Annotated in this window: 10 protein-coding genes; 2 read left to right on the top strand and 8 right to left on the bottom strand. The window is 40.7% G+C overall.

Annotated elements, in window-relative coordinates:
• The first annotated feature begins 4 nt into the window (after positions 1–4).
• The gene (locus IJ00_RS17450; protein WP_035154962.1) at positions 5–364 is read left to right on the top strand and encodes a hypothetical protein; all 360 of its coding nucleotides are present in this window, start codon (positions 5–7) and stop codon (positions 362–364) included.
• A 22-nt stretch (positions 365–386) separates the two neighbouring features.
• The gene (locus IJ00_RS17445) at positions 387–1,496 is read left to right on the top strand and encodes a GUN4 domain-containing protein (RefSeq protein WP_035154959.1); all 1,110 of its coding nucleotides are present in this window, start codon (positions 387–389) and stop codon (positions 1,494–1,496) included.
• A 2-nt stretch (positions 1,497–1,498) separates the two neighbouring features.
• On the opposite strand, the gene IJ00_RS17440 is transcribed toward IJ00_RS17445, so the two are convergent.
• From IJ00_RS17440 to IJ00_RS17405, 8 genes are all read right to left on the bottom strand, one after another.
• Positions 1,499–1,687: a hypothetical protein gene (locus tag IJ00_RS17440; RefSeq protein WP_035154956.1), complete on the bottom strand. Its 189-nt coding sequence runs from the start codon at positions 1,685–1,687 to the stop codon at positions 1,499–1,501.
• 114 nt (positions 1,688–1,801) lie between these two features.
• Positions 1,802–2,998, bottom strand: coding sequence for a 1-deoxy-D-xylulose-5-phosphate reductoisomerase (locus IJ00_RS17435; RefSeq protein ID WP_035159223.1), 1,197 nt, complete (start codon positions 2,996–2,998; stop codon positions 1,802–1,804).
• A 116-nt stretch (positions 2,999–3,114) separates the two neighbouring features.
• A complete protein-coding gene (locus IJ00_RS17430) occupies positions 3,115–5,277 on the bottom strand; it encodes a caspase family protein (protein ID WP_035154953.1) in 2,163 nt (720 codons plus the stop codon).
• A gap of 318 nt (positions 5,278–5,595) precedes the next feature.
• Entirely contained in the window at positions 5,596–6,783 is a 1,188-nt protein-coding gene (gene sat / locus IJ00_RS17425; RefSeq protein ID WP_371259608.1) for a sulfate adenylyltransferase, read from the bottom strand.
• Positions 6,784–7,100: 317 nt separating this feature from the next.
• On the bottom strand, positions 7,101–7,973 hold the full coding sequence (locus IJ00_RS17420; protein ID WP_035154951.1) for an NAD(P)-dependent oxidoreductase: 873 nt from the start codon (positions 7,971–7,973) through the stop codon (positions 7,101–7,103).
• A 685-nt stretch (positions 7,974–8,658) separates the two neighbouring features.
• Positions 8,659–9,864, bottom strand: a complete 1,206-nt coding sequence (locus IJ00_RS17415; RefSeq protein ID WP_082127350.1) for a class I SAM-dependent methyltransferase — start codon at positions 9,862–9,864, stop codon at positions 8,659–8,661.
• 120 nt (positions 9,865–9,984) lie between these two features.
• Complete coding sequence (locus IJ00_RS17410; RefSeq protein ID WP_035154949.1) at positions 9,985–10,413, bottom strand: hypothetical protein; 429 nt, start codon at positions 10,411–10,413, stop codon at positions 9,985–9,987.
• 116 nt (positions 10,414–10,529) lie between these two features.
• Complete coding sequence (locus IJ00_RS17405; RefSeq protein ID WP_035154947.1) at positions 10,530–12,080, bottom strand: bifunctional ADP-dependent NAD(P)H-hydrate dehydratase/NAD(P)H-hydrate epimerase; 1,551 nt, start codon at positions 12,078–12,080, stop codon at positions 10,530–10,532.
• Between the last annotated feature and the right edge of the window lie 49 nt (positions 12,081–12,129).

The raw sequence follows: 12,129 nt of genomic DNA, 5'->3' as shown, positions 1-12,129 counted from the left end.
TGTTATGGCTGAAGAGAATCGAAATATATACAACATTGGTGGTAATTTCAACCAGTCAATACAGGGTGACTATATAGAAATACATGGCAACCAAATCAACACGAGCCAAGATTTATCCCAAGCTGCGGCTCAAATACAACAGTTATTAACTCAGTTACAATCCCAAGGATATAGTCAAACAGAGGCTCAACAAAAAGTAGCCAAAGATTGGGCAAATAATGCAAAAAACGACCCAAAAGAGAAAGGCAAGCTAGTTAAACTGGGACAATATGTACAAAATGCTGCCACCAGTAGTCTTATCGGAGAAGCAACTATAGAAGCAATCAAACTTGCTTTGAGACTATCTGGAATTCCTTTACCATAACAAGATTATTCATCATTTGATAATGAATATCATCAGAAGGTCATTTCGTTTTATTTATAGACTTTCTCTTTTCGAGAAGGTCTTTTACGGTTTTTTGTTGGTAATTTTGCTTCAGGTAGCTCAGGTTGTTTTCGATTGGCTTGTTAAAGTTTTCAAAGAACTCATCACTTGGATTCTGTCTAACTCTGTTACGATATCCGCCATTATTGTGAGTTTATTGTTATTCGGAACAGGGTGTTTTCTATATTTCAAGAGATGGAAAAATATTCAGTATGTAGGAGGCAATTATAACGAAAATATTTACGGTGACTGTGTAGAAATACACGGACATCAAATTAATATTAATAATGATTTTACACAATTGTCTAAAGAAATTTGTAATTTAGTAGAATATTTGAAAAGTCAAGGCTGTAAGCAAGAAGATGCAGAAGAGGAAATAATCAAAGAGATAGAAGAAAAGACATTAAAACATCCTAGAAGAGAGAAAATTCTTCGCAGAATAAGAAAATCTTTCAATAATAAAAATAATAATTCTGTAAGTTCTCAAGATGTAGTAAAAACCACCACATCATCATACAGTTACACAAATTCAAAAGATTTTACCAATGTAATAGGTGGGAATTTACACATTTTGAATGAATTACTTCAAATGAAGAAATGGGAAGAAGCTGATAAGGAAACAGCGAAAATTATACGTATGATAGGTCAACAAAATCTTCCTCATGATAATTATTACAAAAAAAACTCCCCAAAATATATAGTTCAAGACCATATCAAGGTAATTCCCAACAACTATTTAAAAGATATAGATAATTGTTGGATAAAGTATAGTTATGGGCAGTTTGGATTTAGCATTCAAAAAGATATTTTACAGGAAATTCTACAAGATAAAAAATATACTAATTCACATTACTATCTATACAGTTCTCAAATTATTGAAAAGTTTGGCGATTTAGTAGGTTGGCGAAAAGAAAAAGACTGGCTATACTATGTGGATTTGTATGACTCATCAAAAACAGCAGCCAAAGGTCATTTTCCTTTAGCTTATATGTTACGTTCAGGTAAATTAGATAAATGCCGAATTGATTTTGATATCTTTTTAACAATGATTGACCGTGGAACTATTTTTTGAAGTTATTTACCCTGGGGTAGTGATTGGTTAAACTGGACGATTTTATTCCAAATATCAACGGGTGTGACACCATAGCTGATTTGGAGTAAAACAATTACCGCCACAGCAATAAAAGCTGTTTTAACAGTTGTTTTGACAATTTTGACTAAAATAGTAAATACTATCCAAGCAATAATTAAAGTAATAATCATAGTTTTGATTGATTATTGGATGTGATAGATGCTCTAGGGATAGTAGATAGAAGAGAATTGAGAGCTTTGTATATAAGTCCCAAAGCTATGACTATCTACATATCAACTCAATACTTATCTTAGGGAAACAGTCGGCATTGGGGGTGCCAATTTTGCACTAACTTCTAAAACTGCCTGTCTTGCCCATTTGTCTGCCGCTAAAATGTCTTCTAAATTGGGATGACTGCGGTTATCGTTTTGGTGGCGATCGCAGACAATTTCAATGCACTTGGCAATATCTAAATAGTGAATTTTTTCTGCTAAAAATAGGGCTACAGCTTGCTCATTGGCTGCATTTAAAACTGCTGGCATGGAACCACCTGCACGCCCCGCCGCATATGCTAATTTCATGCAAGGATATTTTTGATGATCTGGCTCTCGGAAGGTTAAATTACCTGCCTTGACTAAATTTAAACGCTCCCAATTGGTATAAATACGTTCGGGATAAGACATAGCATACAACAAGGGGAGACGCATATCGGGCCAACCCAGTTGGGCTAATACTGAAGTATCTTGCAACTCAATCAAGGAATGAATAATACTTTGGGGATGGATAACAATTTCGATGTCATCATAGTCTAAACCAAAGAGGAAATGGGCTTCAATGACCTCTAAACCCTTATTCATCAAGGTGGCAGAGTCTACGGTGATTTTCTTACCCATCGACCAGTTAGGATGTTTGAGAGCATCGGCAACGGTGACATTTGCTAGTTGTTGAGCGTCCCAATCTCGGAATGCACCACCGGAAGCTGTGAGTAAAATTTTATGCAATCCACCTTGGGGAACTCCTTGCAGACATTGAAAAATCGCGGAATGTTCGGAGTCAGCCGGGAGTAATTTTACACCATGCTTTTCTACTAAGGGTAACACTACTGGACCACCAGCAATTAGGGTTTCCTTATTCGCCAGGGCAATATCTTTACCAGCTTCAATTGCGGCGATCGTTGGTAGTAAACCTGCACAACCGACAATCCCAGTCACCACACTTTCCGAGTCACCATAGCGGGCAACTTCAATAATGCCAGAGTCACCAGCCAGTAAAATTGGTTGGATTTCTAAGTCACTAATTGCCGCTTTCAGTGCTGGTAACTTTTCCTCTGCCCAAATTGCAGCAATTTGCGGACGAAACTGGCGAATTTGTGCTGCCAGCATTTCCACATTATTCCCTGCTGCTAACCCGACAATACGAAACTTTTCGGGATTTTGGGCAACAATATCTAAGGTTTGAGTACCAATAGAACCAGTAGAGCCAAGAAGAGTAATCGCTTTCACAATTGTTTCAGGATTGACAGACAACTCCACTATAAATTGCTTGGTACTCACAGTTAACAATTCAGAATTCAAAACATTTTCTGATGGGGATTAACTCCCCCACAGCAAAGCTGAATTCAACTAACTACCTGGAACATAAATCCTAAACTTGCCCAATGATTGACATCCCAAAGGTAGGAATCTCCAGGTATATTATTTGTATCTACCGTGGCGGTACTAGCATTGTGTAAGTCTTGCAGAATTGCCTGGGCAACTTCTAGGGGATTAAGTAGGGGAAAAATCCTTTGTTGTTCCCCGTGGGGATAGTTACTTAATGCGGTGGTGGTTTGGGTAAAGGGAGCAGTACTGAAGATTAATTGAGTTTCGCACCAAAAAGTGGGACTTTGGATTACCCATTCAAAACCGGATGGTGTTTGGGGGATGGTGATAGTTTGCCCTGGAGGAATGACTACATCCTGAATTTGGGAGGGATTCTGGGGATTTTCGGGAGTCTTTTCTGTTTGCCAAGGATAGAGAGCGATCGCCATCCTGGCACTATTTAAACCAACCAGGGTGACATAGAGGGGGCGATCGCCAAAATTTTGAACTCGATATTGCACCCGACTACCGATAGAAATTTCGGGAATTGCGGTACTATCGGGGTTATTCAGTTTTTTATTGCCATTTTCCCAGGTTCGACTGCGCCAGGTTTGACGTTGCATAATCCCACGGGGTGAAATACCGTTAATTACTTCTAAGGTTGCTTTCACCTGTAATTGGGAAGAAGCAGCATTTTCTGTCAAACGCCACAGTTTTGCCCCTAGGAAAGTTTGCAACTTGGGAGCTAATCTTTGCACTGCAACTTTCACCGCTTCCCCCGCTTCCCCCAGGGTATTGGGTAGTCTTTCTCCGCTCAAAGAAAATAAGCTGTAACGACTGGCAGAGTTATTAATTAATTCCTTGTCTTGACTAGTTGGCTGTTTGGCAAAAACGTAATCAGCTGTTTGCTCTCCAATTACCACACTGGAGACTCGTTCAATATTAGCAAAGGCACTGGTGGCATCAACTCTTTCTATTCTGGCTAATTTGCTATCGAGGGCAACGGTTAAATTAATATTGCGGGGGATAATTCGCACTGTCTCCTGTGCCAAATTTCCGATTTTTGGCATAGTTTGACTATTGGTGACTTGCGCTTTCGCTGTTAATCCAGTGCGCGATCGCAGAATTAACTCTCCGTCTCCTGGTTGCACTAATCGCAAACGTGAATTTACGCCGTAGGATTCTAAAACTTGTGGTGGTATTCCGGCTAAGGATAATTGTACAGTTTTGCCCTCATCCTCAACGGCGGTAATGATTGCCTCGGCTCCAATATCAGTTTTGGGGAGTAAATTTTCTGTCAGCAGCGCTCTTTGTTGATTTTTCTTTGTTGATAACCAGCTAGATTCTTGATTACCACCTATTTGCTGTATGGAACTATTAATCTGAGATAGGCAAAATTGTATCGTTGTTGCTGGGGTAATTTCCCAGAGGTACTGGGTTAAAGCATAGGTAAATAAACCTGCATTCATTCCCGATAATTGAATTTCCCTAGCTTGTTGCCCAGGTGCGGCTGTGGCTTGTAAAATTAACGCTTCCTGAGTTGCTTTTTCTGGCAGTTGCTTGCGTAACTCCAATTCTGTATTTGTGAAAATAGCTGTCGCTGGTGTCTGATAACTGCGTGTGATTAGTTCTGCTGGTAGATACTGACTTAAGCTGTTGTAGCTGGTATCTAATATGGCGGTTATTTTATCCGTTGATAGCGATCGCAACATTAAAAATAATGTCTCTTCTAACAGATAATTCGCCTCTTGCTGCCCAGCTTTTATTTCTATGCCATCCGCAGGAATTAAAGCTTTCAGTAGAGAATCAGCAGCAGTATCAGATTTAACGTAGCTACCATAACCGCTAAAATGGAAAAATACCACATCTCCCGGTTGAGCTTGCTTACTTAAATGCTCAACAAAAGCACTTTCCAGAGATTCCCGACTAGCAGCACCATCGGTCAAAGTCAGAATATCTGACCCAATAAAACCAAACCGATGTATTAAAAGTTCTCTTTGTAGCTCGACATCCGTCAAGCAACCACCTAAAGTTCCCCCATGGGAATATTGGTTAATACCCACTAATAGGGCTAATTTACGCGGACTAGATTCTGCCAAAGCTGGCAAATAGCCACTCTCCCAAGTAAACCATCCAGCTTCACTTGCACCTAATAACGCGAGAATCGAGCCAAAATGTTGGAAAAATCTGCGTCGCTTCATAAATTAGCATCCAGCCCTGTCCATATCACTATTTTGGCTTTTGGATTTCAGATTATGGAATTCCTCTAACCCAAACCAAAATACTGTCAGCTATCAGCTTAGATGGTGAGGTCTGGAGTGTAAAGCTTTGATTATACGAATAGGGAAGGGTGTAGGAAGTCAGAAGTATTTTTAATATTCCCTATAGCCTTTCTGACTCTGATGAGATACAAACTGACCCCTCCCCAACCCTCCCCTTACTAAGGGGAGGGTGCGCGATAGCGCGGGTGGAGTATACTCCATTTCCTTGGGAAACGCTATATTACCATCACCTATTCCCTAAACTACACTCATAGGGACTCGCATTGCCCGCGCTAGCTCCGCAGCAACTTCGGGACGAGAAAATTCTGGAGGTGGTAACTCCCCACGACGCAACATTTCCCGAACTTTGGTTCCAGAAAGGTGAACCCGTTCTGCGGGTGTACTTGCACTAGTTTTTGTGGTTGCCATTTGCTTAGTACGAGTGCAGTAAAAAGCGTGTTCAAACTTCATGGGAATAATACCCAGTTCTTCTGGCGCGAATTCATCAAAGATATATTGCGCGTCATAGGTACCATAGTAATCACCAACGCCGGCATGGTCGCGCCCTACGATAAAATGGGTACAACCATAGTTTTTCCGTACTAAGGCGTGGAAAATTGCCTCACGGGGACCAGCATATCGCATTGCGGCTGGGTTAATTGCCAAAATTACCCGATCTGCGGGATAGTAGTTCTCTAGGAGAATTTCGTAACAGCGCATCCGCACATCCGCAGGGATATCATCTTCCTTCGTTGCACCCACTAAAGGATGGAGGAATAAACCATCTACGGTTTCCATGGCACATTTTTGGATATACTCATGGGCACGGTGGATGGGGTTACGAGTTTGGAAACCGACAATTGTTTTCCAACCCTTTGCCTGAAACATTTTCCGCGATTCTGCGGGGTCAATTTGGTAAGCGGGGAATAAAGGATGGGAATCCCGTTGGAGTAACCAAACTTCTCCTGCTAGGTTTACAGAACCTTGGTCATATAAAACTTTCACACCAGGGTGTTTAATATCGTTGGTGCGGTAGACATTGATTGCTTCCCGCTCTTTATCGTAGGTATATTTTTCTTTGAGTTCCAATACCCCAACATATCTCCCTGTGGGGTCATCCAGACGCACCAAACCACCTATTTGTAGGGGTGCAGCAACTTCTTCAGTCACTGAAAGAGTGACGGGGATTGACCAAACGGTACCATTAGCTAGTCGCATTTCTGTAACTACGCGATCGTAATCTTGCTGGTTCATAAAACCAGTCAGAGGGCTGAAACCACCGATCGCGATCATTTCTAAGTCTGATACTGCCCTTTGGTCAAGCTCTACCCGTGGTAAATAATCACCTTTAGAAAGAAAGAACTCTCGTTGTTCCGGTGTAGCGATGCGATTCACCAATTGCCCACCGTGGGGAGCGATGCTGTCTGGATTCTTGCTCAAAGTCATCTATGCCTAACCGCAATTTTTGTAACTTATTTTAATAATCTACCAAAACATGGTTACACTTTGTGCGGAAAGTACATAGGAAAATCGGGGAAGAATTGATTTCCTCAAATTTATGTCATTTTGAGGTAGAAATAATCTCGGTTGTGTGGTGTAGTTGACAGATGTTTGACTACACTATTTACGTAACCGTAGGGATGTGGAGTGATTGCAACGAAGACTAACGCAAAGACTACCTATCCTGGGAACTGCAAAGGCGAAAAATTAACAGTATCAACAGAAAATCTCGCAGTGATGCAGGAATAAAAAGTTACAAGCAGTTACTTTCCTTCTAAGGTATGGTTAATTGCAGCAAAGATGGCAGAGTAATCAGAATTGCCGAAGGACATTTTCATGGTTGTTTCAATAATTTCTCGAACTCCTTCTAAACTCTTGATATTTAAGCCGACATTCTTGGCTTCTTCTAGGAAAAATTCAATATCTTTCATCAAGTGTTTTGTCGGGAAATTCGGATGACTATAGTCACCATCCAACATTCTGGGTAATTTTTTATCAAAGGTGGGTGCATACAAAGCACTAGAGCGCAAAATATCCATGAAAATATCCACGTTCACACCCTGAAGTTGGGCAAAACTTAAGCTGAGGGCAAAGGCAGCAGTTTGGGAAGCAATTAATTGATTCAATGCTAATTTTAAGGCTGCGGCGGTACCAACTGCACCCACATGGATAGGATTAGGGCTAAAGTTTTTCAGGAGTTCTAAATTGCGCTCATACTGAAGTTGATTACCTCCCACCATCACAATTAATTCCCCTGTTTTTGCTTCGGGAACACTACCCAATACAGGTGCTTCAATATACTCTCCTCCAGCGGCAACTACGGCATCTTGGATTTCTTTACTTTCCGTGGGGGTGATGGTTCCCATTTGAATGATAGTTCGTCCCGCGATGCTGTGGGAGGCTCGATCAGAAAGTAAGACGCTGTAGATTGCTGGTGTATTTGTCAACATTAAAATCACACAATCTGCAACGGCGATCGCCTGACGGGGTTTGATGGCAATTTCTGCACCAGCAGCTTTCAGAGGTTCTAGCTTTTCTGGGGTACGGTTATAAGCAATTAACGGAATATTTGCCCCTAATAACCTTTGTGCCATGGGTAATCCCATTAATCCTGTCCCCAAAAATGCTACTTTCATTGTTTAGGTTTCCTAAAGTAAGGAGTTTTATCTGTTAAATAGCTCAGAGCTACTAGCTAAATAATAAAAAAAATCTTAACTATTCGCAAATAGGTATTCTCAGCTAGTCATAAAATTATCGATGGAAATTGGGAAAATATCAAACTCAGATGATAAATTTACACCGATAAATGCATGAAAATTATTTCAGATTCAGGCTTTGATAAGTGTTAAATTAAACACCTTTAGATGATTATTCTTCCCAAAATGCCATCTAAAAATTTCAACGAACCCTAACCGCCAGCAGCAAATGTCACCATAATCATCACAGATAGAAGAATACCAGGGCTTAAAAGCACAATTAGCATGAATAAATCGTGGGTGTTCATAGTTTTTATTAACTATTAAGAATTAACGACTTTGCTCAAGGTTTAAATCAGACTTCTAGAGATAAAATCCCTGGAATTCCTATTTTTTACCTTTCTAGCAATTAGCAAGAGTTGATTTTTGCTAGAGGCTGATGGGTAATTAAATATACGGATATTGCTGATATCAATTACCAAGACAATTACCTATCTATTACCACTAACCAAGTACTAATGTAGTCGTATCTGATTTATCATTGCCAATAAATATACATAGTCTTAATTTTTCCTCTCCCAGAAACCTCATTTTTCTATTCCTATTCCCCCAATTCCTCATGGAATTAAGCTAATTCTGGAATATTAAAACCCTTCAGGGGCTGGGATGTTTCCTGAGGATTTAGCCCTTTACTCTGTGCTAAAACACCAAAACCTCCTACTCCCATGGGATCTATTAGTTGGTGGAGACAGTCACGACGTTGCAACAACTCCACAATGGGGAGCTTTTGCTGGGATAGGGATGCGATTCTCTCTCCTAAACCTAATGCCATCAAGAATATCTCTTGGGGAACAAAACCCACTTTATCAAGACCGCACTGCTCTCCCCATCTTTCCAGGGCGGTAAAATCTACATGGGTTGTGATATCTTGATGCCCAATATGAATGTAGGGGTTATTATGGCGTTGATGCTGCCAGTAACATTGCAGAGTTCCCTGATTGCGTCTAGGGTTGTAGTACCGACTTGCTGAATAGCCATAATCTATTGTTAACACATATCCCCTATGCAAGCGGTTGGCTACTATACCTAGCCAATCTAAAGCTGATAAATTAATCTCGCTACGATATCCATCTGCATAGGAATTTATCTCTATCCCTAGCATTTGGAGGTATTCTAAAAGTTTTGGAGTGGAGGGTTTATCAGTGATTTCTTGTAGAGAATCAGAGGATACGGTGACGTAGATTTCTTGTAGTTCTCCGTTGACAACAGTGAATTGATGAACGGGGAATGCATCGACTAGTTCATTGGAGAAAAAACAACCAGTGACGGAGTTAGGAGAAATTTCTTCAAGGTTGTACCAATTCACAGCAAATTCTTGTAAACGTTGCTGTTGAATGCTTCTAAGGGTGGGCGATTTTTCGACAATTGAGTATTTTAATGCAGCGAAAAAATCAGGATAGATTTTCTGAAGATATTTTAAGATATCTTGGGCAAGAATACCTTGACCTGCACCCATTTCTACTAATTGAAATTCCTGGGGTTTACCTAGAATTAACCACATTTGCTGAAATTGTTCGGCAAGCATTTCTCCAAAATCTGCACCTAGGTGTACGGAGGTAAAAAAGTCTCCTTTCTTGCCGAGGTTGGCTGCTTGGGTAGAGTAGTAGCCATATTCTGGATGATAGAGTGCAATTTCCATGTATTCAGCGAAGGTGAGGCGATGCTGAGCATGGGTGGCGATAGAGCTACGCTCCGCCGAAGCAGCGATAGAGCTACGCTCTGCTGAAGCAGCGATCGCCTGACGAATTATCTCAATTAATTGGGAGTCCATAAATATTGAAAATACCTCTATTATTCCATGGTCAAGGCTGGAAAATTGCCGATACTGACCATGAATAATTCTAAGATATCTACCTGGAATCAATGAATCAAAAAATATTGCATCAAATATTTAATAAATATAGATTGCACCTGTTTCGTGTAAATTGACCGTAGAATATCCAGGAGGCTCGTTAGTTTGGGTGATGGTGACAGTGGCAGTATTGCCATTAGCTGTAACTTGAAAGTTTAAGTCTACATTTTCAGCCTTATTCGGATAAACTAAGATGTAATCTGGTATCACATTTGTCGTCACAGTTGCTTTCCCTTTAACAGGAATCACGGCATTTAAAGCATCTCCACTTGATAAACCATACTGCAAGGGAATACCACTCTGATTAATCAAAACTACTCGTAAAGTCTGTTTGGGATTGGCAAATCTGGCAACTGGTTGCCAAGGTCCCGGTTGATAGGTACGTGCGGGAGGATTTTGGGCATTTACTGGTGCTAGCAAGCAAATTGTTGCTGTCACCAAACTAGCAAACATTCCCTTCATGCTCATAATTTTATACTCCTGAATTATATTTTCCTGTTTATTTTACAGGTGTCATTGATGACAAGAATATCACCAAATTTTCCAGAAAATTATTCCTGATATGTTTAATTTAACTTGATTTTTCAACAGTTCGCGTTCAGTACAGGTAAAATAAACTGTGTCAAATTATAAGCATCTACACCTAATTCTGTACGTTTTTGGGCGGCAAGAATTCCGGCTTGGGCGTGCCACCAGGCAGCAGTTGCAACAATATCTTCTAAGGGTTTTCCCTGGGACACTAGTTGGGCAAGTAAACCACCGAGTAAACCTGTCAACACATCTCCACTACCGCCCCTAGCCAACGCAGGGGTACTTTCCGGGTTAATCCAAATTTTACCTCCAGGATGGGCGATAGAGCTATGCTCCGCCGAAGCGGCGATCGCTGTTCTTGCACCTTTAAGTAAAACGACTGCTCCACTTACCTTTGCGGCTTCCTGGATTCCTGGAATATGGGGGAAGAGTCGAGCAAATTCTCCAGTGTGGGGTGTAATTACCGTGGGGGAGGGACGTTTTTCTAGGGTGGGAATGGTTCCTAGTTGGGCGACAATATTTAAAGCATCTGCATCGAGTACCAAGGGTGTATTAACTGCCAGAACTTGCTGGACAATATTTACAGGCTCAGTAGTTAAACCAGGACCACAGGCGATCGCCTGATATTGGTGTAAGTTTAAATCTGAAGGTAATTCGGCGATCGCTCCGGTTGCTGTTTCTGGACAACCAATAATTAAAGCTTCTGGTAATTGAGCGACAAGTAAGGGTTTGAGGGATTCGGGGATGGCGATCGATAACATTCCCACACCACTCCCCCTTGCACCTAAACCTGTTAAAATTGCTCCTCCTGCATAACGTCGAGAACCACAAATTAACAATAAATGTCCTTGTTGATATTTGTGAGTTACAAGGGGACGGGGTAGGGGCAAAATAGATAGGGCAAATTTCCGAGTAATCCGTTGAATTTGTGGTGCTTTTCCTAATACGAATTCAATGTCAGCAAGGGGAATACCAAAATCTATTAATTCTACTTTCCCAAGATAATCTAGGGCTTGGTCTTGTAATAATCCTAATTTCCATAAACCTAGACATAGGGTATAGTCGGCACGAATAGCTATACCTAAAACTGAACCCGTATCAGTATGTAATCCCGAAGGGATATCAATACTAATTATCGGTTTTTGCCAGTGATTAAAGTAATCAATTGCTTGGGCTATGGGCTGTTGAATTTCCCTTTCCAAACCGAAGCCAAATAAGCCATCAATTAAATAATTACAGTCTGGTAATTCTTGAAAATCTTGATAGCAAGGGATACCTAAACTTTGAACATATTGTAAATGCTGACTCGTTAATTCCTTAAGTTTATTAAAAGGGCAATATAGCCAAACATTCGCTCCACAAAAATACAGTTCCCGTGCGACAACTAAGGCATCACCTCCATTATGACCCGGACCAACTAAAATACCGATAGAGGAATTAATTGGGGGAAAAATTTCTTTGATGCGATGGGTAATTAATCCGGCAACTTTTTCCATCAAAGCAGCCACAGGCATCCCAGCAGCAAAAATTCGCCCTTCAATATCACGCATTTGTTGTGCTGTGACGACAAATTGAGAAATACGATTTTTTCTATCTCCACTCATCTGCTTATACTGGCGGAAATGTTGTTTTAATATGAAATTTTCAGTTTTT

Source organism: Calothrix sp. 336/3, from assembly GCF_000734895.2.
Taxonomy (GTDB): domain Bacteria; phylum Cyanobacteriota; class Cyanobacteriia; order Cyanobacteriales; family Nostocaceae; genus 336-3.
This window is presented reverse-complemented; position numbering and strand designations above follow the sequence as displayed.